A 26,078-nucleotide genomic window follows, 5' to 3' on the forward strand; every position below is an offset into this window, starting at 1 on the left:
CACTCCCGTTCACGACGCATCGGCGCACGCCTCATGACCAACGGCCAGTCTCCCTTCTCCATCCCCGTCACCCCGTCCGTTTCGGCGCCCCAGCGACAGCGCATCCAGGCGCTCATCCAGCAGGCCCTGGCCTTCCAGACGCGGGGCCAGTTGCATGAGGCGGAACAAATCCTGCTGCAGGTGCTGGCGGTGGACGCCTCGGAACCGGACGCGCTGCAGCTCATGGGCTTGATCGCCAAGCGCAATGGCAAGCTGGACCAGGCGGAACAGCTGCTGCGCCGTTCGCTGGCCGTGAACAGCCGCCAGCCGCATGTGAACTACAACCTGGGCAACCTGCTGAAGGACACCGGCCGCCCTGCCGAGGCGCTGCCCTTCTATGAAAAAGCCATCCTGTACAAGGCCGACTATGCCGAGGCCTACACCAACCGCGCCGAATGCCTGACGACGCTGGCGGGGACGGACGCGGCCAACGCCCGCTCCCTGCTGGAAACGGCCCTGCCCCTGTACCGCCGGGCCTTGCAGTTGCAGCCCGACTTCGTCGGCGCCCGCGTGGGCCTGGCCGAGGCCTACCTGCAACTGGATGAGCCGCAGCGGGCGGAGGAGGTGCTACGCGCCGGCCTGACCCGGCTGCCCAACGACTTCTACCTGAACAACAGCCTGGGCACCGCGTTGCGCCGCCAGCAGCGGTTCGAGGAGGCGGCCCCCCATCTGAAGCGCGCGGCGGAGCGGGCCCCGGACCGCTGGCAGATCTGGCTGAACCTGGGCAACACCTTCTTGGCGCTGGGCCAGATGGACGACGCCATCGTCTGCTTCAAGAAGGTGGTGGTGCTGGATCCGGCGAACTACGCCGCGCAAAGCGCCCTGAACCAGGCGTTGTGGGAAACCGGGCAGCACACCCAACTGCTGAACTCCTATGAATGGGCCAAGGAACGCAAGCCCAACGACCCCGAACTGCTGAAGATGGCGGCGGAGGCCTACATCCTGTTCGGCCGGCATGACGAGGCGGAGGCCAACATCGCCGCCGTCGCCGCCCTGCAGCCCGACGCCCCCGCCCTTCCCCGCCTGCGCACCACCCTGCTGCTGGCCCAGCAGCGGGTGGAGGAAGCGCTGGAGGCCGCCCGCCAAGGCCTGGCCGCCGCGCCGGACGACCAGTTGCTGCTGCATCGGGTGGCCGAGTCCGCCCTGCGCTTGAACCGGCCGGCCGAGGCGCTGGAGGCCGCCCAGCGCCTGGACGCCGTGGCGCGGGACAGCCAGTTCGCCGCCGCCTTCCAGGCAACGGCCTATCGCCTGCTGGGCCAGCCGGATCCGCGCGGCCTCTACGATTACGACCGCTTCATCCAAGCCACCGACCTGGCGCTGCCGGCAGGCTACGCCGACCTGGCGGCCTTCCACGCCGACCTGATGTCGGCGCTGGACGCCCAGCACGTGGCCACGCACGAACCCATCGAGCAGACGCTGCGCAACGGCACCCAGACGCGGGAGAATTTGTTCACGCGCGTGGGCGCGGCCCCCGCCATCCAGGCGCTGCGCGACAGCATCCTGGCCGCCACCCACCGCTATATCGCGGCCTTGCCGGACGATCCCGACCATCCCTTCCTGCGGCGCAAGGGCCAGTCCCTGGTCTGGGCAGGATCATGGTCCGCCCGCCTGCGCGACCAGGGCTATCACACCAACCACATCCATCCCGAGGGCTGGATCAGCGGCTGCTACTATGTGGACATGCCCGACGTGGTGAAGGATGCCGAGGGCAAGCAGGGCTGGATCACCTTCGGCGCCTTCGCCCAGGGGACCGGCGCCACCCTGCCGTGGGAACGGGCCATCCAGCCGCGCCCCGGCCTGCTGGTGCTGTTCCCCAGCTACATGTGGCACGGCACCATCCCCTTCCACAGCGAGCAAACACGCACGACCGTCGCGTTTGATATCGGCGGCCGGACCTAATCGGCGCGATTGGGCGGCGCATTGCCTATTTTTTGCGCTGCCCAAAAAACATGCTGCAATGCACTTTAACGCCTGCTGGCATTGATGGTACCGTGACCGGGTCAGGGCACCGGGGGCTATGGGTCGCCATCGCTTCCGTGAACAGGGGAAGTCATGAGCATCCACGTCGCCATCAATCACAAGACCAGCTACCACTACGACCGGCTGATCAATCTGGGGGCCCAACTGGTGCGCCTGCGGCCGGCGCCGCACTGCCGCACGCCCATCCTGTCGTATTCGCTGAAGGTCACGCCCAAGCAGCATTTCCTGAACTGGCAGCAGGACCCGCAGTCCAACTGGCTGGCACGCCTGGTCTTCCCCGAGAAGACGGAGGAATTCACGCTGGAGGTGGACCTGGTGGCCGACATGGCGGTCATCAACCCCTTCGACTTCTTCCTGGAGCCGGCGGCGGAGAAGTTCCCCTTCACCTATGAGCCGTGGCTGGCCAAGGACCTCAAACCTTTCCTGGAGGCTGACGAGCCTGGCCCCTTGGTCAAGGCGCTGCTGGCCGACGTCGACCGCACGCCCACCGGCACCGTCGCCTTCCTGGCCGACCTGAACCTGAAGCTGCAGCAGCGCATCGGCTATGTCATCCGCCTGGAACCGGGCGTGCAGACACCGGAGGAAACGCTGCAACTGGGCACCGGCTCCTGCCGCGACACCGCCTGGCTGCTGGTGCAGATCCTGCGCAACCTGGGCCTGGCCGCCCGCTTCGCCTCCGGCTATCTGGTACAGCTGGTGGCCGACCAGAAGCCGCTGGAGGGGCCGGACGGCCCTACCGCCGACTTCACCGATCTGCACGCCTGGACCGAGGTCTACCTGCCCGGCGCCGGCTGGATCGGCCTCGACCCCACCTCCGGCCTGTTCGCGGGCGAGGGGCACATCCCCCTGGCCTGCACGCCCGACCCCTTCTCCGCCGCCCCGGTCACGGGCAGCCTGGAGATGTGCGAGGTGACGTTCGAGCACGCGATGTCGGTCACCCGCATCCGGGAGCAGCCGCGCACCACCAAGCCCTACACCCCCGACCAGTGGGGCGCCATCGACCGGCTGGGCCAGCAGGTGGACCGCGAGATCGTGGACGGCGACATCCGCCTGACCATGGGGGGCGAGCCCACCTTCATCTCCATCGACGACATGGAGGGGTCGGAGTGGAACACGGCGGCCCTGGGTCCCACCAAGCGCCTGCTGTCCGGCGACCTGATCCGCCGCCTGCAGGCCCGCTACGCCCAGGGCGGCCTGCTGCATTTCGGCCAAGGCAAGTGGTACCCGGGCGAAAGCCTGCCGCGCTGGGCGCTGCAGCTGTATTGGCGCCGCGACGGCGACGCGCTGTGGACGCACGGCGAGTACCTGGCGGACGAACGGCGGCACTACGGCTATGGCTTGGCGCAGTCCGAGGCCTTCATTCGCCGCCTGGCGGAGCGGCTGGGCATCGACCCCGACTATGCCCGCGGCGCCTTCGAGGATCCCTGGCATTACATCCGCAAGGAACGCGAGCTGCCGGTGAACGTCGACCCGTTCGACAGCAAGCTGGAGAACGCGGAGGAGCGGGCGCGCCTGGCCAAGGTGTTCGACACCGGCCTGGGCACCGCCATCGGTCACGCCCTGCCCATCAGCCGCCGGCATGAGGCCAGCGGCCCCGTCTGGCTGTCCAGCGCCTGGCCGACGCGCAGCGACCGGCTGCTGCTGGCCCCGGGCGACAGCCCCATCGGCTATCGCCTGCCCCTGGGTTCCCTGCCCTGGGTCGACACCATCGACCGCGTCTATTCCTACGAACAGGATCCCTTCGACAGCCGGCCGGACTTGCCGTCGCGCGAGGATCTGGAACGACAGATGGTGCTGCGCAAAGGTCAGACGGAACCCTTGAGCCAGCGCGCCATGGCCGACGTGCGGGACCAGGTGCCGGAAAAGGGCGCCAGCGCCTGGTGGCTGGTGCGCACCGCCCTGTGCGTGCAGCCGCGCGACGGCCGCCTCTACATCTTCCTGCCGCCCACCAGCTACCTGGAGGACTGGATCGAGCTGGTCACCCAGATCGAGGCCACCTGTGTGGACCTGGACCTTGCCGTCATCCTGGAGGGTTATCCTCCGCCCCGCGACCCACGCCTGAACAGCATCGCCGTGACGCCGGATCCGGGCGTGATCGAGGTGAACGTCCACCCCGCCACCAACTGGCAGGATCTGGTCTACACCACCACCACCCTGTATGAGGACGCGCGCCAGACCCGCCTGGGCACGGAGAAGTTCGCGCTGGACGGCCGCCATGTCGGCACCGGTGGCGGCAACCACGTGGTGGTGGGCGGCCCCACACCGGCCGACAGCCCCTTCCTGCGCCGGCCGGACGTGCTGCGTTCCCTGCTGACCTATTTCCAGAACCACCCCAGCCTGTCCTACCTGTTCAGCACCATGTTCATCGGGCCGACCAGCCAGCATCCCCGGGTGGACGAGGCGCGGCATGAAAGCCTGTACGAGCTGGAGATCGCCTTCAAGGAGCTGGACCGCGCCGGACCCAACCCGCCGCCCTGGCTGGTCGACCGGGCGCTGCGCCACCTGCTGGTGGACGTGCAGGGGAACACCCACCGCTCCGAATTCTGCATCGACAAGCTGTACAGCCCCGACAGCTCCACCGGCCGGCTGGGCCTGGTGGAACTGCGCAGCTTCGAGATGCCGCCGCACGCGCAGATGAGCCTGGTGCAGCAGTTGCTGCTGCGCACCCTGATCGCCTGGTTCTGGCGGGAACCCTACCGCGCCGGCCTGGTGCGCTGGGGCACCAAGCTGCACGACCGCTTCCTGCTGCCGCAGTTCGTGACGCAGGACATCCAGGACGTGGTGGCGGAACTGCGTGAGGCGGGCTACGCCTTCGAGGAGGCGTGGTTCGCCCCACACCTGAACTTCCGCTTCCCCAAGATCGGCGCGGTCAACCAGCGCAGCCTGACCCTGGAACTGCGGACGGCGCTGGAGCCCTGGCATGTGCTGGGCGAGGAGCCGGGCGGCGGCGGCACCGTACGCTATGTCGACAGCAGCCTGGAGCGCATCCAGGTGCGGATGGCGGGCCTGGTGGGCGACCGCTACGCCGTCACCTGCAACGGCCGGCGCCTGCCCTTGCACCCCACGGGCACGGAGGGGGAGTATGTGGCGGCGGTCCGTTATCGCGCCTGGCAGCCGCCCGGATGCCTGCATCCGACTATCCCCGTGCATACGCCCTTGGTCTTCGATATTTTGGATCTGTGGACGGAACGGTCCATTGGCGGCTGCACCTATCACGTCGCCCATCCAGGAGGACGCAACTTCACCACCTTCCCGGTCAATGCCAACGAGGCCGAGGGGCGCCGGCTGGCGCGCTTCCATCCTTTCGGGCATACGCCGGGCCCTATGGCCATCCCGCCGGAAACACGGAACCCGGATTATCCCATGACCCTAGACCTGAGACTTGGCTGAATAGGATTTGGCGGAGCCCGTCCCCCAACTGCCGCCGGAACAGCCGTCGCTGTTCAGTGATGCCGGCGACCTCGGCTATGGAACCGGTCCCATCTTTGACGAGATGGTGACCGGCACGGGGCATCTGCGTCCGCATTGGCAGCAGTTCTTCGCCGCGCATGGGCCGTTCACCCCGGAACAGATGGCGGCGAAATGGGCGGCGGCGCGCCAGCGCCTGTTCCTGAACGGCGTCACCTTCAACTCCTACCGCGACCCGCAGGGGACGGAGCGGCCATGGCCCCTGGACCCGGTTCCCCTGCTGCTCTCGGCCCCGGAATGGCGGGCCATCGGCGCGGGGCTGGTGCAGCGGGCCACCCTGATCGAAAAAGTGCTGGAGGACTTCTACGGTCCGCAGACCCTGCTGGCCGACGGCACCATCCCGCCCGGGCTTTTGTATGCCGACCCGGGATATCTGCGTGCCTGCCAGGGCCTGAAGGTGCCCGGCGGGCGGCGCCTGGTTCTATTCGCCGCCGACCTGGTGCGCGACGGCGACGGCCAATGGCGGGTGCTGACCTGCCGGACGGAGGCGCCCACCGGCGTGGGCTACGCCCTGGAAAACCGCGCGGTGCTGAGCCAGACCCTGGCCGACCCCTTCCGCGCCTGCAATGTTGAGCGGCTGTCGCCCTTCTTCGAGGCCTTGCGCGCCGCCGTGGCCCGCGCCGCGCCGCAATGCTCCGGCGTGGACGGCCATCCCCGCGCCGTCCTGCTGACCCCCGGCCCCTTCAACGAGGCCTATTTCGAGCACGCCTACCTCGCCCGTCACCTGCGCATGACCCTGGCGGAAGGGGCGGACATGGTGGTGCGCGACCAGGCCGTGTACCTGAAGACGCTGGCGGGGCTGGAGCGGGTGGACGTCATCCTGCACCGGGTGGACGACGCCTTCTGCGATCCGCTGGAATTGCGCGTGGACAGCGCCCTGGGCGTTCCCGGCCTGTTGCAGGCGGTGCGCGCCGGATCCGTCGCCGTGGTCAACGCCCTGGGTTCCGGCATGGCGGAGAGCATGGCGTTGCTGGCCCATATGCCGGCGTTGAGCCGCCGCCTGCTGGGCGAGGAGCTGCTGCTGGCCGACGTGCCCACCTTCTGGGGCGGGGATGAGGGGCAGCGCGCGGCGCTGCTGGCGCAGTTGGACCGCATGGTGATGCGTCCCGCCTTTTCCAGCCTGCCCGGCCATGTCGCCAATGGGCCCGACCTGGGTGAGGACGCGCGCGAGGCCCTGGCCGCCCGCATCCGCGCCCGGCCGCAGGATTGGGCGGGCCAGCTGCCGGTGGCGCCGTCCACCGCGCCCCTGTGGCGGGACGGACGGGTGGAGCCGCGCCCCCTGGTGGTGCGCGCCTTCCTCTGCGCCAGCGGTGACGGCGGCTGGACCGTCATGCCGGGCGGCCTGGTGCGCATCAGCGCCGACGCTCGCCACGCCGCCGTCTCCCTTCAGGAGGGGGCGGGCTCCAAGGACCTTTGGGTCGTGGGGGCGGAGCCGCTGGGCACCGTCCGCCGCCTGATCAGCGCCCCACCCGATGGCGCGCGCGAACCCAGCCCGGTGCCCGGCAACCTGCCCAGCCGCGCCGCCGACCACCTGTTCTGGGTGGGCCGCTATGCCGAGCGCGCGGCGTCGGCCGTGCGCCTGCTGCGCGGCGCCACCCTGCGCCTGTCGGACGACAGCCGCCCGGCAGCACGAGAGGAGCTGTCACCCCTGCTGCGCCTCATGGGCCGCGCCACCCTGATCCCGCAGGAAATCGCCCAACTGCCGGACAGCGACGCCGCGCGCGGCATGCGCCAGGCGCTGGAGATCGCGGTCGACCCCGCCAACCCCGGCAGCCTGGTGGCCACCACGGGCCGCCTGCGCCGAGCCATGGGCAGTGTGCGTGACCGCCTGCCCCTGGACTCCCGCCAGGTCCTGGGCCGCCTGGACGTCCTGGGCGCCAGCCTGGCCAAGGCGGACCGCGCGGCGCTGGCGGTTTTGCTGGGTGATTTCAGTCAGGTGCTGGCCGCGCAAACGGGGCTGGAGCTGGACAGCATGCCGCGCGGCGCCGGCTGGCGTTTCCTGGTGCTGGGCCGCCGGCTGGAACGGGCCATCGACGCGGTGGAGCGCCTGCAGGCCAGCGGCATCGCCCATGAACGGCCGGACGCCGCCACGCAGGAAGTGCTGCTGGAACTGGCGGAAGCGGGTCCCGCCTATCGCGAGCGCTTCCCGGTGGGGGTGCAGCGCGAGGCGGCGCTGAGCCTGCTGCTGACCGATCCGGAACATCCGCACTCCCTGCTGTTCCAGCTGGAAACCATCCGCCGCCAGGTCTCCCGCCTGCCCTCCCTGCCCGCCTTCGGGGCCGCCGGCGGCGCCGATCCCCTGGTCCGCCTGGGAGACCTGGTGGCCCAGGCCAGCTATCGCGTGCAGGACCTGGCCCTGACCCGGGATATGGGACTGCTGAGCGCCACCCTGTTCCAGTTGGGCTGGGCACTGCCGGACGTGTCCAACCTGCTGTCACAAGCCTATTTCAGCCATGTCCACGCCCGTGCCGCCTGATCAGCCCCGCCTGCCGCCTGTCCGTTACCGCTGCCGCCATATCACGCGCTACAGCTACACGGTGCAGGTTGTCTCCTCGCAGCTGATCGCCCATCTGGGCCCGCGCGAGCTGCCCGGCCAGCGGGCGCGGGTGCTGGCGGTGACGGTGGAGCCCCCACCCGCCGTGGTGGCGGAGCGGCTGGACTGGCTGGGCAACCCCACCAGCTATGTCGCTATCGACACGCCGCACCTGGACCTGTCCATGACGGTGGAACTGGACGTCACCCTGACACCCCGGCCCGCCCCCGACCTGGCCGCGACACCGGCGTGGGAGGAAATAGCGGCCCAGGCGCCCCGGCATCTGGCGGTGGCGGAATTCATCGAGGCTTCCCCCCGTCTGCCCCAGCCCAGCCCTGCCCTGGCGGCCTTCGCGGCCGGCAGCTTCCCCCCGGGCGGCCCATCGGCGCCGGCGCCCGCGACCTGACCTGGCGCATCCATGACGGTTTCACCTTCGACGCCACCGCCACCAGCGTGACCACGCCCGTGCTGGAAGCGCTGGCCCTGAAGCGCGGCGTCTGCCAGGACTTCGCCCATGTCATGATCGGCGCCCTGCGTGCCCTGGGCCTGCCCGCCCGCTATGTCAGCGGCTATCTGCGCACCTTGCCGCCGCCGGGCCAGCCGCGCCTGCAGGGGGCGGACGCCAGCCACGCCTGGGTGCAGGTGTGGTGCGGGCCCGATGCCGGCTGGGTCGACATGGATCCGACCAACGACACCCTGATCGACCGCAACCACATCACCCTGGCCTACGGCCGCGACTATGACGACGTCTGTCCGCTGCGCGGCGTCATCCTGGGCGGCGACACCCATGCGCTCTATGTCAGCGTGGACGTCGAGGAGGTCGAGGAGGATCCGCCCGCCGTGCGGCAGGCTCAAATCCAGGATGGCCAGGGCCAAAGCCAGTCCCAGACGCTCTGATCCATACAATAAAGACAATTCGGTCGGGAGGACCGCCATGACCCATCCCAAGGTCGACGCCTATATGGAACGGGCCGGCAAATGGAGCGATGAACTCGCCAAGCTGCGGGCCATCGCGCTGGACTGCCCGGTGGTGGAGGACTTCAAATGGGGCAACCCCTGCTATACGTCCGACGGCGCCAACGTCGTCCTGATCCACGGCTTCAAGGACTATTGCGCCCTGCTGTTCTTCAAGGGCGCGCTCATGAAGGATCCCAACGGCATCCTGATCCAGCAGACGGAGAACGTGCAGGCCGGCCGCCAGATCCGCTTCACCAACAGCGGTGAGATCACCCAGCTGGCGCCCACGCTGAAGGCCTATATCCTGGAAGCCATCGCCGTGGAGAAGGCCGGCCTGAAGGTGGATTTCAAGCCGATCACGGAATTTCCGGTGGCTGGGGAATTCCAAACCCGGCTGGACGCGGATCCCGCCCTGAAGGCCGCGTTCGAAGCGCTGACGCCGGGCCGGCAGCGCGGCTACCTGCTGCACTTCTCATCCGCCAAGCAGCCCAAGACCCGGGCGGCCCGCGTCGAGAAATGCGCCTCCGACATCCTGGCCGGCAAGGGCCTGGACGATTAGGCGGCTCAATCCGCGACGATGCGGGCGCGCAGATCGGCGCGGGTGAAGCGCAGGGCGTTCTCCGGCACCTCGGACCAGGGACCGATGAAGTCGCCGGCCATGTAGTGGAAACCGGCGCCGTCGGCGTAGGAGGCCAGCAGGCTGGAGTCCACCCCCTCCACGCCCGCGCGCAAGCGCAGGCGCGCCGCCTCCTGGGCGAAGCGCGACAGTTCCGGCCCCCAGCGCTTGGGCGAGGCGCCCGGCGGCAGCAGCATGGTGGTGATGTAGACACCGGCCGCGGCCAAGGCCGGCAGATCCTGGCAACCGTTTTCCACGATGGCGATGACCACCCGGCTGAACTGCTTCAAGAAGTTCACGATCTCGGTGGCGCGGCTGATCGGCACGCCCTGGGGCAGGCCGACGATGTGGAACGCCAGAAACGACAGCAACTCCTTCGGAATGCCCTGAAGGACCGCCAGATATTCGCGCCGGCGGACATGGCTGGCGAGCGTCTCGAAATGCACCGGCACCGAGAGGAAGCAGCGGAACTGGTTGCGGTACAGTTCGCCGTAAATCTCCATGGTCTGACGCAGGACGTCCACGTCCAAACTCAGGATTTGCTGAAAATCCTCGCTATTGGCCACGCAGTCATATCCCACGGACGGCTGCCGACCCCGGCGGGGGCGTATGGGCCTGGCCTGGTAGATCGACAACACCTCCTTGCGCACGTCCCAGACGGGACGGAAGGACACCTCTACCGGCAATTCCTGTTGGGTGGCATATCCCCAGGGATTGCTATCGTCCCGCGTCGGCACCGCGGGGGCGGAGGCGGCAACGGAAGCATGGGCGGCCTCGTTCAGCATGCCATTCAGGTTCGTGCACTCGAACAGGATCTCGCCGGAAATCTCCTGCACGGCGGAATGGATCCAGACCGCGCTCGCGTCAGTATCTCCCAGCAGCATGCGCTGCAGTTGTTCCACGACCTTGGCGCAGACCAAGCCGGCCTCGTTCCGGCCCAAACGGGAAAAGACGACGACATAGTCGTCATCACCGTAGCGGAACCATGCGTCAGTGGGGCGCAATGTCTGGTCGAGCAGCCGGCCCGCCAAGGTGTGGACCCGATCCGCGACCTTGGGCCAGCGGGCTCCCAATCGTTCCCTCAGGGTATCCAGCCCCACCATGTGCAGGCTACCGACGCTGGCCTGGGCTTGCGCCTGGAAAATGGCGCGCAGCTTGGGGGCCGCAACCGTCAGCTGCTCCCCGGGAACATCTGTGCGGGACGCTCCACCGTCCATTTGCGATTCTCCCCTAACCATGGCGCAACAATGCCGAGAAAGTCCTTAAAAAAGAGTTGCGGCTTCACCTCAAGGCCACCAGCACCGCGCCCAGGGCAATGAAGGCCACGCCCAGCCAGTTGGGCAGGCTTAGCCTTTCGCCCAGGAACAGCACGCCGAACAGGGCCACCAGCACCACGCTCATCTTGTCGATGGGGGCCACCCGCGCCGCCTCCCCCAGCTTCAGCGCCCGGAAATAACAGAGCCATGAGCCGCCGGTGGCGAGGCCTGACAGCACCAGGAACAGATAGCTGCGGGCTGACACGCTGGCCGGTGGCTGCCACTGCCCGGTGATGGGCAGCAGGGCCGCGATGACCAGCAGGATCACCGCCGTGCGGACCAGGGTGGCGAAGTCGGAGTTCACCCCCTCCACCCCCACCTTGGCCAGGATGGCGGTCAGCGCCGCGAACAGGGCCGACAGCACGGCCCAGAATTGCCAGGTCAGTTGGGGGGAGTTCATGACGGGAGCACCTTCGCCGGGGTGGGGGCCACCATCCTGCCAGCACCTGTCACGCCCGGGATGCTAAATTCCCCGTTACCAGCCTAACGACAGGGCCCCTTATGGCGCACGATCCCAAGAAACTTCAGACCATCATGGCGACGGCGGTGCCGGATCTGGAACTGACCTACAAGCCCATGTTCGGCGGCATCCTGGCCTATGCCGGAGGCAAGCCGGTGGCGTCGCTCTCCGATGTCGGGCTGGCGCTGAAGCTGGCGGGGGCGGACCAGGCGGCGCTTCTGTCCTTGCCGGGCGCCAACCCGCTGCGGTACGGGCCGGACCAACCGGTCAGCAAGACCTACGTCGTGGTGCCCCACGGCTTGCTGGCCGATGCACCGGCCTTGCGGGACTGGGTGCACAAGGCGGCGGCGCAGGCGGCCAAGGCGCCCGCCAGGAAGAAAAAGGCCTGAGGCCTACTTGCGCCGCTTAACGTCGCCTTCGGCCACCGTCATGTAGCCGGGGGCGCCAGGCGGCGCCATTTCGAACTTCACATGCAGCGTGCCCCCATCCACCTTGGTGTAACCCAGGCGAAAGCCCGGTGTGGCGGGCGTGGCCTCGGCCAGGAAGATGACGCTTTCGCCCGGCACCACCTGGGCGCTGGTGTAGTGGATGGTGTGCTGGCCATCGAGGTAATCGGCACGCAGGGTGCCGTCCTGCGGGTAGATCAGCATGATCTGGTCGAAGCCGGCGCCCGGCACTGGCCTGCCGTCCTGGCCCATCAGGTCGGTGTGGTCCTGCCGCAGCAACCCGCCGCCGCCGGCGACCGCCTTGATGGTGGAGGTGCCGCGCGCCATGCCGCCGTCCGCCGTCTTTCCCCCGCCGGTCCAATCCCCCAGCAGGAAGCCCAGGGGGGCCAGCGTCGGCGCCACGGTGGGCGGATTGGGGCTGGGCGGGTTCTGCTGGGCCAGGGCGGCGGTGGAGGCCAGCATCAGGGCGGCGACCAGGGACACGCGCATGGGGTACCTCCGGACAGGATGCGGCGACTTCACCATACCCCTGCGAAAAACGGAAACACTCTCCAACATCTGCGTGGTTGACGGCGGGCCGCCGGCCTGCTGATAGTCGCCGAAATTCGACATGGCTGCCCGCGGCCGGCCTTGATCCTTAAAACAGTCCCTGGCCCGCGGCCCGGGGGCGGATGTAACGGCGTCCGCGTGCCACCCCTTACCCGCCAAGGCGGGGCGAACCGGCGCCTTCAGGGAACACCCATGTTCGATATCGCCAGTGTTGATTGCACCGAGTCCACGGCCCCGGCCGAGTTCGTGCGTTCCATGCACGAGACCGGCTTCGCCGTGCTGCGCAACCACCCCATCGATCCTGCGCTGATCGACCGCCTGTACAAGGAATGGGCGGCGTTCTTCGCGTCGGAGTCCAAGATGGACCACCTGTTCTCGCCCGAGACGCAGGACGGCTATTTTCCCTTTCGCTCGGAAAACGCCAAGGACAGCCCCATCAAGGACCTGAAGGAATTCTATCACGTCTACCCCAACCGGCCCCTGCCAGCGGGCGTGAAGGAAGCGACGGAGGCCATGTACGCCGCCCTGACCCAGCTGGGCGCCGACCTGTTGGGCTGGCTGCAGCGGCACACGCCCGATGGCGTGAAGGCCAAGTTCTCCGTCGCCCTGCCGGACATGATGGTGGGCAGCACGCAGAGCCTGTTCCGCGTGCTGCACTATCCGCCCTTGGCCGACGGGTTCGAGCCCGGTGCCGTGCGCGCCGCCGCGCATGAGGACATCAACCTCATCACCCTGCTGGTCACGGGCAGCGAGCCCGGCCTGCAGGCCAAGGACACGGCCGGCAACTGGCACGACGTGCCCTGCGACGCCGGCATGATCGCCGTCAACGGTGGCGACATGCTGAAGGAGGCGTCGGGCGGCTACTTCCCGGCGACCACCCACCGCGTGGTGAACCCGCCGCCGGAACACAACGTCTCGCGTTATTCCATGCCCATGTTCCTCCACCCCCGGCCGGACGTGCGTCTCAGCGACGCCTATACGGCGGGTGAGTACCTGGACCAGCGGCTGCGCGAGATCGGCCTGAAGAAGTGATGTCGCATGCCGCCGGGCCGGTGGCCTCGGGCGCATGGTTCGGTGTAGGAAGGGGGGCCATCCGGCTCCCCTTTCGCCTTTTCGGGACCAGCCCATGACCGACCGCCCGTCCGCGACCGCCCCCATCGACCGCCTGCTGGCCATCATGGCCAAGCTGCGCGATCCCGACGGCGGCTGCCCCTGGGATCTGGAACAGGACTTCCCCACCATCGCCCCGCACACCATCGAGGAGGCGTATGAGGTGGCCGACGCCATCGAGCAGGGCGACATGGCGGCGTTGAAGGAGGAATTGGGCGACCTGCTGTTCCAGGTGGTGTTCTACGCCCAGATGGCCAGCGAGCGGGGCCTGTGGGACTTCAACGACATCACCACGGCGCTGAGCGACAAGATGGTGCGCCGCCACCCCCATGTGTTCGGTGAAGAGGTCGGCGCCGTGGCCGACGCCACCGACCAGGTGAAGAATTGGGAAGCCCAGAAGGCGGGGGAGCGCGCGGCCAAGGCCGCCGCCAGCGGCGCCAAGGCCTCCGCCCTCGATGGCGTCATCGGCGGCCTGCCGGCCCTGACCCGGGCGGTGAAGCTGCAGAAGCGCGCCGCCCGCGTGGGCTTCGACTGGACCCAGGCCAAGGAGATCCTGGACAAGATCGAGGAAGAGATCGGCGAGCTGCGGGCGGAGATGGAGCATGCCGCCCCCGAACAGGCCCGCATGCAGGATGAGCTGGGCGACCTGGTGTTCGCGCTGGCCAACCTGGCCCGCCATATCGACGTCGATCCCGAAACCGCCCTGCGCGGCACCAACGCCAAGTTCGAGCGGCGCTTCCGCCAGATCGAGGCCTGGCTGGCCGAGGGTGGCCGCGGACCGTCGGACGCGACCTTGGAAGAGATGGAGTCCCTGTGGCAGCAGGCCAAGGGCCTGGAACGGTAAATCAAATAAGGAGGCAGTCCCATGAGTTACGCCCCGCCCCATATTCCCGGCATCGTCCTGATCTCCGGGGCCACCGGTGATTTCGGCAGCGCCTTCGCCCGCCGTTTCGCGGCCCTGGGCAGCCGTCTGGTGCTGGCCGGCCGCAGCACGGAGAAGCTGAAGACCCTGGCCGACAGCCTGGACGTGCCCACGCACACCCTGGCCTTCGACGTACGCGACCGCAAGGCCATGGAGGCGGCGGTGGCCAGCATTCCGGCCGACTTCGCCGAGATCGACCTGCTGATCAACAACGCCGGCCTGGCCCTGGGCATGGAACCTGCGCAAAAGGCCAACCTGGACGATTGGGAGATCATGGTCGACACCAACGACAAGGCGTTGGCGATCATGACCGGCCTGATCCTGCCGGGCATGGTGGAGCGGGGGCGCGGCCACATCATCAACCTCAGCTCCACCGCCGGCAGCTACCCCTACCCCGGCGGCCATGTCTATTGCGCCTCCAAGGCCTTCGTCACCCAGTTCAGCCTCAGCCTGCGGGCGGATCTGCTGGGCACCGGCGTGCGCGTCACCTCGGTGGAGCCGGGGATGGTGGAGACCAGCTTCAGCTTGGTGCGCTTCAAGGGCGATGCCGAGAAGGCCGCCAAGGTCTACGCCGACACCACGCCGCTGACGGCGGAGGATGTGGCGGAGTCGGTGACCTGGGCCGCCACCCTGCCCCCGCACTTCAACGTCAACCGCGTGGAAATCATGCCCACGGTCCAGGCGCCGGCCGGCCTGGCGGTGCACCGGTTTAAAAAGAATTGAGGCGTTCGGCGTCCAACTAACCGCGCATCAGGCCCGCCTTGGCATCCCATCGCCAGTCTGAGAGACTGGCGCCAGGGTCCGAGGCGGGCCGTTTTCATTCCAGGTCGGGGGGCCTGATGGCCGAGCTGCCGTTCTTTTCCGTCATCGTGCCCACGCACAAGCGGGCGCCGCTGCTGCGCCGGACGCTGGCGTCCATCAACGCCCAGCGCGAGGGCGTGGGCGGGGTGGAAATCCTGGTGGTCTCCGACGCCACCGACGGCGACACCGACGCCGTCTGCGCCGAGCTGCTGACCCCCGCCGACATGTATGTGCGCCGCAACGGGGCGCCTGGCCCCTCGGCCAGCCGCAACATGGGCCTGAGCCTGGCCAAGGGCAGCTACATCCTCTTCCTGGACGACGATGACGCCTGGTATGAGGGCTTCCTGCCCGCGCTGAAGGACCAGCCGGCCGTGCGGCAGGGCCTGCCCGTCTATTTCAACTGCGCCATCGTGAACGAGCGGCGGGGCGCGGACGCCGCCATCCTGTCGGAAGGGGGCGTCGACATGGCCGGCCGCCTGAGCGATGAGATTTATCTGAAGAACCAGATCCCGGTCTGCTGCTTCGCCTTCCCCCGCGCCCTGTTGGCCGGACTGAGGTTCGACGTGCACATGCGGGCCTATGAGGACTGGGAGTTCATGCTGGCGGTCTATGCCCGGCAGAAGGCCCAGCACGTGCCGGTCATCGGCGCCCGCATCTTCAAGGACAGCGGGGCTGAGTCCGAACGCCGCGGCGTCAGCCAGCAGTCCCACGACTACAACGCCGTGTTCGACTATCTCTACGTCTACCGCCGCCACACCGCGCCCAACGCCGACCTGGGCCAGCGGCGCACCGCCCTGCTGAACAGCTTCAATATCCCCGTCACGCCCGAGATGGTGTGACGATGGCTTTCGACTTGGACGCGCTGGAAAACCGCACCCTGTTCTGCCTGTGGACGGGGCATGAGGAGATGTCGGACGACCGCCTGCGGGCGCTGTGGACTATCTTCCGCACCACCGGCTGCGCCGTGGCTTTCCTAAATCGCGACACCCTGGACGGATGGGTGAAGCCGGACCATCCGCTGCATCCCGCCTGGCCCCACCTCAGCGCCACGCACAAGGCGGACTATCTGCGCTGCTACCTCATGCACCACTACGGTGGTGGCTACACCGACATCAAGACCACATCGAAGGCCTGGGGCCCCTTCTTCGACCAGTTGGCACAGTCGGACAAGCTGGCCCTGGGCTATCAGGAGCTGGCCAACGGCGTCGCCCCTGTCGAGGGACCGCTGGGCGACGAGTTGCGCCGGTCCTACACCGACCTCATCGGCCTCTGCGCCTTCATCTTCCGCCGGGGCACGCCCCTGACAGCCGCCTGGTTGCAGCGGACGGAGGCGTTGCTGGACCGGAAGCTGCCGGATCTGCGGCGCCATCCCGCCATCCACCCGCTGGACCGCCAGGGCATTTTGCTGCCGAACGGCACGCCCTCCCCCTATCCGCTGAAATGGACGGAGCTGCTGGGCGACATCTTCCACCCCCTGGTCTATGAGTTCCGAGAGCGGATCCTGCAGGCGCCCCTCCAGCCCAGCTTCATCCGTTACCGCTAGCCGTTACCGCTGGCTGGCGGCACGACCGCCGCCGTGCTGGTGCGGGCGTTCCAATCGGGCGCGTCGGCGCCGCCCAGCGCCTTCAGGAAAAATCCGTACTGCTTGCGCAAGGCATAGCGGATGGGCCCGGTGGAGCGCCCGGCGGAATGTCCCTCGCCCGGCACCACCAGCAAATCGAAGGTCTTGTCCGCCTTGATGAGGGCGTTCACCACCTGCATCGTGGACGACGGATCGACATTGTCGTCCAACTCGCCCACCACCAGGGCCACCTGGCCCGTCAGCCGGTGGGCGTTGTCAACGTTGGACGACTGGGCGTAGCTCTCATCCACCGGCCAGCCCATCCACTGCTCATTCCAGCTGATCTTATCCATGCGGTTGTCATGGCAGCCGGCGTAGCAGAAGGCGGCTTTGTAGAAATCGCCGAAGAACAGCAGGGCGGCCAGGGAACTCTGCCCGCCGGCGGAACCGCCGTAGATGCCCACGCGGGCAATGTCCAGTTGCGGGTATTGTGCGGCGGCGGCCTGCCACCATTTGATGCGGTCGGGGAAGCCGGAGTCCTTCAGGTTCTTCCAGCACACGTCGTGGAAGGCCTTGGACCGGTTCATGGTGCCCATGCCGTCGATTTGGGCCACGACGAAGCCCATCTCCGCTTGCGCCTGCATGCCGATGACCTTGTCGCCCCCGGAATGGAAGCCGAAGGGCCAGAAGGTCTTGGGCACGAAGCTGTCGTGCGGGCCCGCGTAGATGTTCTCGATGACCGGATAGCGCCGCGCGGGGTCGAAGCCCAGGGGACGGACGATGACGCCCCAGACGTCCGTCTTGCCGTCGCGGCCCTTGGCCTTGAACACCTCCGGCGGACGGAAACCGGCGGCCAGCAGGCGGCTGATGTCACCGCGTTCGACCTCCGCCACCAGCGACCGATCGGCGGTGCGGCGCAGCTCCATGACCGGGGCCATGTCGACGCGGGAATAGGTATCGACGTAGTAGGCCAGGTCATCGGACAGGCTGACGTCGTGATAGGCGTCGGCGGTGGTCAGCGGCACCAGGTTTCGGCCGTCGAAATCCACGCGGTAGAAATGCTGCAGGTAGGGATCTTCGCCCGGGCGCATGCCGCTGGCGGCGAAGTAGATCTGGCGGCGCTCGTCGTCCACCTTGGCCACATGGCGCACCACCCAGTCGCCCTTGGTGATCTGGGTCTTCACCTTCCCCGTGCGACCGTCGATGAGATAGAGGTGGCTCCAGCCATCCCGTTCCGACAGCCAGATGACCTCGGCGCCGCCCTTCTTCACGTCATGGCGGAAGCGGCGCTCGTTATTCACGAAGGTGGCGGCCGTTTCCGTCACCACGGCGCGGGGGGCGCCGGTGGCGGCGTCGATCTCGATCACCCGCACCATCTGGTGGCCCCGGCGGGTGTATTCGAACACCACGGTGGCGCTGTCGGCGCGCCACTCGAAATCCGTCATCAGGTAGGGATTGGGGAACAGGGCGGCGTCGACATCCAGCTTCCGGCCCGGCACGCCGGCGCGGGGCACATGGAACAACACCGGCTGCTCCTGATCCACGGCGTCACCCGGCTTGGGGTAGAGCTGGGTGTGCAGCTTGGGCTCGATCTGGTCCTTGGGCGAGGATTCCACCTTGTGCACGTCCCGCCGGAATCCAGGACGTACGCGGTAAATCGCCAGCTTCCGCGAATCCGGCGACCAGGCGATGGTCTCGCCATCATAGAATTCGCCCTCGCTGCCGTCGGTGCTCAGCGGCGTCACGGTACCGGTGGCGACCTCGCGCAGCGCCAGGTTCTGGTTCAGGATCAGCGCCTCCCACCGTCCGTCGGGCGAGGCCTTGGGGCCGTTGTCGCCCGGCTGGGTCAGGTCGCGAACGACGCCGAAGCCCCGGGGCCGGCGGCCGCCCTCCTCCGGCTCCCGCTTGCAGGCATAGTCCGACAATCGGCAGGACCATTCCGCCTCCTCCCACTCGAAGGTAAGGGTCTGGCCGTCCTCACTGAAGCGCGCGCGCTCGAACGGCAGATGCAGGCCGGTGAAGCTTCGCCCCGCCGCCTTGCCGAACTCGGCCGCCAACCGGTCATGGTCGAAGGCGGGCGTCTTCCGCAGCGTGGCGATATCGACGATGGTGAACTGGAAGCCGCCCGGCACCGTCTTGCGATACAGCAGGCGCCCGCTCTTGCCCACCCAGCGCGCGGGCCACGCCACGTTCTCCGTCAGGCCCATCCAGCGGTCGCGCAAGGACAGCGCGCGCTCGTAATCCGCCTCCGTCGGCACCGGCCCGGCGACGGCCGGCGCTTCGCTCGCCGGAAGCAGTGCCGCCGCCCCGGTCGTCTCCACAGCCGCGCGGGCGCCAAGGGCGTGGGCCGCCGCCGCGGCGGCAGGCAGGGCGGCGATGAACGAACGACGACGCATGGAACGGCTCCCCCGATATCGAAGGGCCATTTAAGAATGTATACAATATCCTATTCAAGGGATTTTTGAATGCGGCCGTCCACCATGAAAATAGCGGGCTCTAATTCACCGCCCACGATGTTCGGAAAATCGGTACAGGCGCTGACCGTCATATGATCCGTATGCGCCGGTGGCCGCGGCCACCGCGACATGAGTGTCCTCACGCCGCCATTCTTAGTCCGCGTCGAACAGAGTTGAATGCAGGGCTCGCCAGCTGCTGGCATCCGGCGCCATCAACAGGCCGCCGGTGCGGTCGGTGGGGCCATAGGGGCTGGCGTCCAGCTTGGCGGCGTGGCCACCAGCCTCGGCATACAGGAACGAGCCAGCCGCGTGATCCCAGGGCTTGATCATGTTGTTCAGGCTAAAATGCGCCTGGCCGGTCAGCAGGTCCAGATAGTCATGGGCGGAGCAGCGCTGCGTGTACGCTTCCGCCACTCGCTCCCGCCGCTGGGTTAGCTGGCGACGCATGTCGCTGTCGAAGAAGCGGATATTGGCGATGCCGCGCATCTGCGCCACCGCCACCGGCGGCAGGGCGACGCAGCGCGTGCCGGCGTCGGCGGCATCGTCCCCCACCAGCCAGGCGCCCTGCCCCAGCCGGCCGCGCACGGTGCGCCGGCCCACGGGGTCGTGGATCCAGCCGGCCACGGTGCGACCATGGGCGGACAGCGCCACGATGACGCCGAAGCGGGGCTTGCCGGCCACGAAGTTGGCGGTGCCGTCGATGGGGTCGACGATCCAGACGGGATCAGCTCCCAGCAGGCGATCCAGCACGGCGGGGTCAGCCGAAACGGCCTCTTCCCCCACCACGGTGCTGCCGGGCAAAAGCGCCGTCAGCCGGGTGGTCAGCGCCCGTTCCGAGGCCTCATCCGCCACGGTCACCAAGTCGCCCGGTCCCTTCTCCCGGATATCGCCGCCGTCCAGGTGCTGGAAGCGGGGCAGTATTTCCGTTTCGGCCACGGAACGAATGAGGGCGTCGACAACGGCCACATCAATGGCGGGGATGTCGGTCGCAGGCAGGGGCGCGGTCATGGGGGACATCTATGGTTGGCGGCGGCGGTCGTGCCCCCTAGGAATAGAATTGATAGGCCAAACCATAAAGCCCCAAAAAGAAAAGGGACCGTCCCCTGGGTGAACCAGGTGACGATCCCTTCTCCTCCATAAGGCCGGAAAGCCAAGCTTATGAGTGACACAAGGGCTTAGAAGCCCATGCCACCCATGCCGCCCATGCCACCCATACCGCCGCCCATGCCACCTTCCGGCAGGGCCGACTTGGGCTCGGGCTTCTCGGCGACCATCGCCTCGGTGGTGATCAGCAGGCCGGACACGGAGGCGGCATGCTGCAGGGCGGTACGGACCACCTTGGTCGGGTCGATGACGCCGAAGGCGAACATGTCGCCGAACTCACCGGTCTGGGCGTTGTAGCCGAAGGCCGCGTCGTCGTTGTCCAGCAGCTTGCCGACGACGATGGAACCGTCGGTGCCGGCGTTGAAGGCGATCTGACGGACCGGCGACTGCAGGGCCTTGCGGATGATGTCCACGCCCACGCGCTGGTCGTCGTTGATCGGCTTCAGGGCCGTCAGCGAACGGGTGGCGCGCAGCAGGGCGGTGCCGCCGCCGGCCACCACGCCCTCTTCCACCGCGGCGCGGGTGGCGTGCATGGCGTCGTCAACGCGGTCCTTGCGCTCCTTCACCTCGACCTCGGTGGCGCCGCCGACGCGGATGACGGCAACGCCGCCCGCCAGCTTCGCCAGACGCTCCTGCAGCTTCTCACGGTCGTAGTCCGAGGTGGTCTCCTCGATCTGCGCCTTGATCTGGCCGATGCGGGCTTCGATGTCGGCCTTGGCGCCAACGCCGTCCACGATCGTGGTCGCGTCCTTCGTGATCACCACCTTCTTGGCGGTGCCCAGCATGTCCAGCGACACGTTCTCGAGCTTGATGCCCAGATCTTCGGAGATGACCTGGCCGCCGGTCAGGATGGCCATATCCTCCAGCATCGCCTTGCGGCGGTCGCCGAAGCCCGGGGCCTTCACGGCGGCGATCTTCAGGCCGCCGCGCAGCTTGTTCACCACCAGGGTGGCCAGCGCCTCGCCTTCCACGTCTTCCGACACGATCAGCAGCGGGCGGCTGCTCTGCACGACGGCTTCCAGCACCGGCAGCAGGGGCTGAAGGCTGCCCAGCTTCTTCTCGTGCAGCAGGATGTACGGGCTTTCCAGTTCCGCCGTCATCTTGTCGGCGTTGGTCACGAAGTACGGCGACAGGTAGCCCCGGTCGAACTGCATGCCCTCGACGACTTCCAGCTCGGTGTCGAAGCTCTTGGCCTCTTCCACCGTGATCACGCCCTCGTTGCCGACCTTGTCCATGGCCTTGGCGATCATCTCGCCGATCTCGGCCTCGCCATTGGCGGAGATGGTGCCGACCTGGGCGATCTCACCGGAGGTGGAGACCTTCCGCGACTGGCCCTTCAGGTCGTCGACGATGGCGGTGACGGCCAGGTCGATGCCGCGCTTCACGTCCATCGGGTTCAGGCCGGCGGCCACGGCCTTCACGCCCTCGCGCACGATGGCCTGGGCCAGCACGGTGGCGGTGGTGGTGCCGTCACCGGCGACGTCGTTGGTCTTCGAGGCCACTTCGCGCACCATCTGGGCGCCCATGTTCTCGAACTTGTCGGCCAGCTCGATTTCCTTGGCGACGCTGACGCCGTCCTTGGTGATGCGCGGGGCGCCGTAGCTCTTGTCCAGGACCACGTTGCGGCCCTTGGGGCCCAGGGTCACCTTCACCGCGTCGGCCAGGATGTCCACGCCGCGCAGCATGCGATCGCGGGCATCCGTGTTGAACTTCACGTCCTTGGCAGCCATTTTTAGTTCCTTTATCGTTTTCCCTCAGGCGCCGGGCGCGGCCATCCGGCCGCTTGGCTTATCCTCGGTTTCCCGTCCGCTGACGCTTCCCGAAAACCTCCGGCGCCCGCAGTCGCGGGCTGCGGCATGGAGTTCCCCATGCCGCTGATTTTACTCGAGGATGCCGAGCAGGTCGGACTCGCGCATGATCAGCACGTCCTTGCCGTCGATCTTGGCCTCGGTGCCGGACCACTTGCCGTACAGCACCTTGTCGCCGGCCTTCACGGACAGGGCGACGATCTCGCCCTTCTCGTTGCGGGCGCCGCTGCCCACGGCCAGGACTTCACCCTGCTGGGGCTTTTCCTTGACGGTATCGGGGATGATGATGCCGCCGGCGGTCTTCTGATCCTGCTCGATGGGCCGGATCACCACACGGTCGTGCAGGGGCCTGAAACTCATTTGGAACCTCCAGGGATGGGCGCCGGCCCCTCCTCATGAGCGGACCGGCGTCGGGTGGGCGGCACCTTAGCCCAACCGCCGGAGCGGCCGGAAGCGTGGATGCGCGGCCCGTTACGGAATGCCGTAGATTTATGGGGTCAGGAAACCTGAACCTGCCTGTCCGGGGCAACCCGTTCGGCGAGAGGCGGGGTCTCCGCCACGGAACAACCGGGGAAACGGTCGCGGAAGCGGGCCACGTCCGCCGGCTCCAACGCCACCGTCAGGTGGGCGTTGTCGTCGTCGTCCCCGCGCTCCGTCACCTCGCCCTTGGCATAGAGCCAAGCCATGGCGGCGCCGTCGCTGACCGGCACGCTGACCTTGACCACGTCGCGGCCCGCCACCATGCGGCGGTCCAGGACGTTGAAAAGGCTTTCCAGCCCGTCGCCGGTCAGGGCCGACACGGCCACCAGACCGTCCGGCCGGCGGCTCTGGCGCACCAGGGTTTCGCGGTCCAGGGGCGGCAGCTTGTCGATCTTGTTCAGGACCTCCACCACGCGGGTGTCGGTCTCCGCCTCGATGCCCAGCTCCGCCAGCACCGTCTCCACGTCCCGCTTCTGCGCCTCGCTGTCCGGGTGGGCGGCGTCGCGCACATGCAGGATGATGTCGGCGGCCAGCACCTCCTCCAAGGTGGCGCGGAACGCCTCCACCAGATGGTGCGGCAGGTCGGAGATGAAGCCCACCGTGTCCGACAGGATGATCTTGCGACCCGACGGCAGCACGATGGACCGCATGGTCGGGTCCAGCGTGGCGAACAGCAGATCCTTGGCGAACACGTCGGCCCGCGCCATGCGATTGAACAGCGTGGACTTGCCGGCGTTGGTGTAGCCGACCAGCGCCACCACCGGATAGGGCACGCGCTCCCGCGCCTTGCGATGCAGCCCGCGGGTGCGCCGCACCTCCTCCAGCTCCGCCTTCAGCTTGATGATGCGGTCGCCGATGAGGCGACGGTCCATTTCCAGCTGGCTTTCGCCAGGACCGCCCAGGAAGCCGAAGCCGCCGCGCTGGCGTTCCAGATGGGTCCAGGACCGCACCAGGCGTGAGCGCTGATAGGTCAGCGCCGCCAGTTCCACCTGCAACTGGCCTTCGCGGGTGCGCGCACGCGCGCCGAAAATCTCCAGGATCAGGCCGGTGCGGTCGATGACCTTGGTCTTGAGGTCGCGTTCCAGGTTGCGCTGCTGCACCGGCGACAGCGCATGGTCGACGACGACCAGGCCGATGCCCAGCTCGGCGACGCGCCTGGCCGCCTCTTCCAGATAGCCGCCGCCCAGCAGGGTGGCCGGCTTGGGCCGCGTCACGCGCACACACTCGGCCGCCACCACGTCCAACTCGATCGCGGCGGTCAGGCCCACGGCCTCTTCCAGCCGCGACTCCGGCGGGCGTTTGTCGTCGAGTTCTTCGCGCAGGATGGGATGGATCACCAGGGCGCGCCGCGCGGATTTCTCCGCCGGCGCCGCCTCCGGCACATCAGGAAGGAGGGCGGGCTCATCCGCCGGACGATCCGTCACAGCGCCGCCGTCCTTCCCGTCAACCGGCTGGACCATCCCGATACGGGGGGCCGCCGACTGTTTACGCTCATCAATCGTGGTCGCCTTCCTTGGCCAATTCGAACAACTGGATGGGGTGGGCCGGCATCACGGTCGAAATCGCATGCTTGTAGACCAGCTGCGAATGGGCATCGCGGCGCAGCAGCACCGAGAAATTGTCGAACCAGGTGATGATGCCTTGCAGCTTCACGCCGTTGACGAGGAAGACCGTCACAGGGGTCTTGTTCTTCCGCACGTGGTTCAGAAACACGTCCTGAACGTTTTGCGACTTTTCGGACATTGCATGCCTCGCTCTTTATTGGGGCCCTCTGCGGAGCGCCCGGGATTGCCTTTTCGGCGGTTATGGAGCCGTGCGTGAAAGTGCCGGCGGCCCCAGGCACACCCCGGAGCGTCCGCCATCCTAGCACAGGAAGTGATATGGGGTGCTAGAGCCCATCCACCAAGGTGCAAAGTTCGTCACAGCCGGCAAAGCGACGATGCGGCGGATAAACGCTCAGCGCCCCCTCCCCATGCGGGGTCGCCCCCACCATCAGGGGTACGCATCCGGTGCGGTGGGCGCATTCCATGTCGACGTCGGCGTCCCCCACGAACCACACGTCCGGCCCCGGCGCCAGGCCTGCGGGCTCCAGCGCCAGGTGCACCGGCGCCGGATGGGGCTTGTCGGCCTCCGCGTCCCCCGCCCCCACCAGGGCGCCGCACCAGCGGTCCCAACCCAGGGCCCGGGCTTCGGTGCGCAGGAAACGGCCGGTCTTGTTGCTGACCACGCCGACATAGACGCCACGCGCCGACAAGGCCTCCAGCAACTGGCCCGCCCCGGCCAGCGGGTCGAGATATTGCAGGTGGTGGGTCTCGAAATGGGCGTAGAAGATGTCGCGCGCCCGCTCCCACCCATCCCCGAACAGCGCCGGGAAGGCGTCGCGCAGGCTCTGACGCACGCGGGTGTAGCTTTCCTCCAGCGTCCAGGTGGGCATGCCGAAGGCTTCCAGCGCCGCGTTGGTGGCGGCATGGACGCAGCGCCAGTTGGTGATCAGGGTGTTGTCCCAATCGAACAGCACCGCCCTTGGTAACGTCAGGGGCGGCAGGGCCAGGGAGGGGACTTCCAGGATGTCGCGCGCGGTCACGGTCACAGCTTGGTCACCACCGGTCCAGTAACGGGATCGGGCACACCAACATGTGCCAGATAGGCTTGGCGCAATCGCCGCCCCAAGGGGCCAGGCACCCCATCGCCCACCGGCTTGCCGTCGATGCGGGTGACAGGCACGCAGAAGGTGCTGGCGCTGGAGATCAGGGCCTCCCGCGCAGCGTACGCCTCTTCCACCGTGAACGCCCGCTCCTCGAACGGGATACCCGCGGCCGCGGCCTCGGCCAGCAGCGACAGGCGGGTGATGCCGTTCAGGATGCGGTTGCTGGCGGCACGGGTGATCAGCACGCCCTCCTGGGTGACGATCCAGGCATTGCTGGAGCAGCCCTCCGTCACCGTGCCGTCGGGATCGACCTGCCAGGCCTCGAAGGCGCCAGCCTCGGCCGCCCGCTGCTTGCCCAACACTTGGGGCAGCAGGGCCACGGACTTGATGTCGCGCCGGGCCCAGCGGATGTCGGGGATGGTGATGACCGAGACGCCCTTTTCCAGCTGCTGCGGCGCGCTGAACTTGGTGGAGCGGCAGGTGACCACCAGCGTCGGCACCGGATCCACCGGGAAGCGGAAATCGCGCGGGGCCGCGCCGCGGGTGATCTGGACGTAAACCAGGCCGTTGCGCACCCGGTTGCGGCGCGCCACCTCGCGCATCACGAAGCGCAGGCTCATGGGATGCATGGGCCAGGGCAGATCCAACTCGTTCAATGAGCGGGAGAGGCGGGCCAGGTGGCCGTCCTCATCGGCGAAGACGCCGTCGACCACCGACACCACCTCATAGACACCGTCGGCGAACTGGAAACCCCGGTCCTCGATATGGACATGGGCGTCGCCGTGGGCCACGTAGCGTCCGTTGACATAGGCTGTCCGCGGCATG

At 68.0% G+C, this 26,078-nt stretch carries 23 protein-coding genes; 12 read left to right on the forward strand and 11 right to left on the reverse strand.

All coding sequences use genetic code 11. The features are described from left to right. Positions 1-33 precede the first annotated feature (33 nt). From UAA55_RS23910 to UAA55_RS23935, 6 genes are all read left to right on the forward strand, one after another. A complete protein-coding gene (locus UAA55_RS23910) occupies positions 34-1,938 on the forward strand; it encodes a tetratricopeptide repeat protein (RefSeq protein ID WP_322955915.1) in 1,905 nt (634 codons plus the stop codon). A 153-nt stretch (positions 1,939-2,091) separates the two neighbouring features. After that, positions 2,092-5,409, forward strand: a complete 3,318-nt coding sequence (locus UAA55_RS23915; RefSeq protein ID WP_322955916.1) for a transglutaminase family protein — start codon at positions 2,092-2,094, stop codon at positions 5,407-5,409. Positions 5,410-5,416: 7 nt separating this feature from the next. Then, entirely contained in the window at positions 5,417-7,963 is a 2,547-nt protein-coding gene (locus UAA55_RS23920) for a circularly permuted type 2 ATP-grasp protein (protein WP_322955918.1), read from the forward strand. Next, the gene (locus tag UAA55_RS23925; RefSeq protein ID WP_322955920.1) at positions 7,941-8,426 is read left to right on the forward strand and encodes a transglutaminase N-terminal domain-containing protein; all 486 of its coding nucleotides are present in this window, start codon (positions 7,941-7,943) and stop codon (positions 8,424-8,426) included. Before UAA55_RS23920 ends, UAA55_RS23925 begins: the two co-directional genes overlap by 23 nt. A 47-nt stretch (positions 8,427-8,473) precedes the next feature. Next, positions 8,474-8,917 carry a transglutaminase-like domain-containing protein gene (locus UAA55_RS23930; protein ID WP_463667851.1) on the forward strand — a complete coding sequence of 148 codons (444 nt, stop codon included), beginning with the start codon at positions 8,474-8,476 and terminating at the stop codon, positions 8,915-8,917. 37 nt (positions 8,918-8,954) lie between these two features. Then, positions 8,955-9,536 carry a YdeI/OmpD-associated family protein gene (locus UAA55_RS23935; protein ID WP_322955921.1) on the forward strand — a complete coding sequence of 194 codons (582 nt, stop codon included), beginning with the start codon at positions 8,955-8,957 and terminating at the stop codon, positions 9,534-9,536. Between the two features lie 5 nt (positions 9,537-9,541). Here the strand turns inward: UAA55_RS23935 and UAA55_RS23940 are convergent, their stop codons facing one another. Then, positions 9,542-10,810, reverse strand: coding sequence for a hypothetical protein (locus UAA55_RS23940; protein WP_322955922.1), 1,269 nt, complete (start codon positions 10,808-10,810; stop codon positions 9,542-9,544). A gap of 64 nt (positions 10,811-10,874) precedes the next feature. After that, positions 10,875-11,309, reverse strand: a complete 435-nt coding sequence (locus tag UAA55_RS23945) for an EamA family transporter (protein ID WP_322955924.1) — start codon at positions 11,307-11,309, stop codon at positions 10,875-10,877. A 101-nt stretch (positions 11,310-11,410) separates the two neighbouring features. Here UAA55_RS23945 and UAA55_RS23950 point away from each other — a divergent pair, with 101 nt between their 5' ends. Continuing rightward, entirely contained in the window at positions 11,411-11,758 is a 348-nt protein-coding gene (locus UAA55_RS23950; protein WP_322955925.1) for a TfoX/Sxy family protein, read from the forward strand. 3 nt (positions 11,759-11,761) lie between these two features. Here UAA55_RS23950 and UAA55_RS23955 read toward each other — a convergent pair whose 3' ends face one another. Beyond that, complete coding sequence (locus UAA55_RS23955; RefSeq protein ID WP_322955926.1) at positions 11,762-12,304, reverse strand: hypothetical protein; 543 nt, start codon at positions 12,302-12,304, stop codon at positions 11,762-11,764. A 252-nt stretch (positions 12,305-12,556) separates the two neighbouring features. Between UAA55_RS23955 and UAA55_RS23960 the strand changes: the two genes are divergently transcribed. The 5 genes from UAA55_RS23960 to UAA55_RS23980 all read left to right on the forward strand — a co-directional run bounded on the left by UAA55_RS23960 (position 12,557) and on the right by UAA55_RS23980 (position 16,740). Further along, on the forward strand, positions 12,557-13,396 hold the full coding sequence (locus UAA55_RS23960; RefSeq protein ID WP_322955927.1) for an isopenicillin N synthase family dioxygenase: 840 nt from the start codon (positions 12,557-12,559) through the stop codon (positions 13,394-13,396). Between the two features lie 94 nt (positions 13,397-13,490). Continuing rightward, positions 13,491-14,318, forward strand: a complete 828-nt coding sequence (mazG, locus tag UAA55_RS23965) for a nucleoside triphosphate pyrophosphohydrolase (protein WP_322955928.1) — start codon at positions 13,491-13,493, stop codon at positions 14,316-14,318. 21 nt (positions 14,319-14,339) lie between these two features. Beyond that, complete coding sequence (locus tag UAA55_RS23970) at positions 14,340-15,119, forward strand: SDR family NAD(P)-dependent oxidoreductase (RefSeq protein WP_322955929.1); 780 nt, start codon at positions 14,340-14,342, stop codon at positions 15,117-15,119. 116 nt (positions 15,120-15,235) lie between these two features. Continuing rightward, the gene (locus UAA55_RS23975) at positions 15,236-16,036 is read left to right on the forward strand and encodes a glycosyltransferase family 2 protein (RefSeq protein WP_322955930.1); all 801 of its coding nucleotides are present in this window, start codon (positions 15,236-15,238) and stop codon (positions 16,034-16,036) included. 2 nt (positions 16,037-16,038) lie between these two features. Next, complete coding sequence (locus UAA55_RS23980) at positions 16,039-16,740, forward strand: glycosyltransferase family 32 protein (protein WP_322955931.1); 702 nt, start codon at positions 16,039-16,041, stop codon at positions 16,738-16,740. Here the strand turns inward: UAA55_RS23980 and UAA55_RS23985 are convergent. The 8 genes from UAA55_RS23985 to UAA55_RS24020 form a co-directional block, all read right to left on the reverse strand. Beyond that, the gene (locus UAA55_RS23985) at positions 16,737-19,154 is read right to left on the reverse strand and encodes a S9 family peptidase (RefSeq protein WP_322955932.1); all 2,418 of its coding nucleotides are present in this window, start codon (positions 19,152-19,154) and stop codon (positions 16,737-16,739) included. The two genes, UAA55_RS23980 and UAA55_RS23985, sit on opposite strands and share 4 nt — an antisense overlap. A gap of 213 nt (positions 19,155-19,367) precedes the next feature. Further along, entirely contained in the window at positions 19,368-20,222 is an 855-nt protein-coding gene (locus tag UAA55_RS23990) for an inositol monophosphatase family protein (RefSeq protein WP_322955933.1), read from the reverse strand. A gap of 167 nt (positions 20,223-20,389) precedes the next feature. Continuing rightward, the gene (groL, locus tag UAA55_RS23995; RefSeq protein WP_322955934.1) at positions 20,390-22,048 is read right to left on the reverse strand and encodes a chaperonin GroEL; all 1,659 of its coding nucleotides are present in this window, start codon (positions 22,046-22,048) and stop codon (positions 20,390-20,392) included. Positions 22,049-22,198: 150 nt separating this feature from the next. Beyond that, on the reverse strand, positions 22,199-22,486 hold the full coding sequence (locus UAA55_RS24000) for a co-chaperone GroES (RefSeq protein WP_040843435.1): 288 nt from the start codon (positions 22,484-22,486) through the stop codon (positions 22,199-22,201). Positions 22,487-22,623: 137 nt separating this feature from the next. Continuing rightward, positions 22,624-23,988, reverse strand: a complete 1,365-nt coding sequence (gene hflX, locus UAA55_RS24005) for a GTPase HflX (RefSeq protein ID WP_463667853.1) — start codon at positions 23,986-23,988, stop codon at positions 22,624-22,626. Positions 23,989-24,100: 112 nt separating this feature from the next. Then, positions 24,101-24,349, reverse strand: coding sequence for an RNA chaperone Hfq (gene hfq, locus UAA55_RS24010; RefSeq protein ID WP_322916436.1), 249 nt, complete (start codon positions 24,347-24,349; stop codon positions 24,101-24,103). A 145-nt stretch (positions 24,350-24,494) separates the two neighbouring features. Further along, the gene (locus tag UAA55_RS24015) at positions 24,495-25,196 is read right to left on the reverse strand and encodes an HAD family hydrolase (protein WP_322955935.1); all 702 of its coding nucleotides are present in this window, start codon (positions 25,194-25,196) and stop codon (positions 24,495-24,497) included. Beyond that, positions 25,193-26,077 (reverse strand): D-amino-acid transaminase, encoded by an 885-nt coding sequence (locus UAA55_RS24020; protein ID WP_322955936.1) that lies wholly within the window; start codon positions 26,075-26,077, stop codon positions 25,193-25,195. The genes UAA55_RS24015 and UAA55_RS24020 overlap by 4 nt, the downstream gene beginning before the upstream one ends. Between the last annotated feature and the right edge of the window lies 1 nt (position 26,078).

This window comes from Nitrospirillum guanabarense (assembly GCF_034653355.1).
GTDB lineage: Bacteria > Pseudomonadota > Alphaproteobacteria > Azospirillales > Azospirillaceae > Nitrospirillum.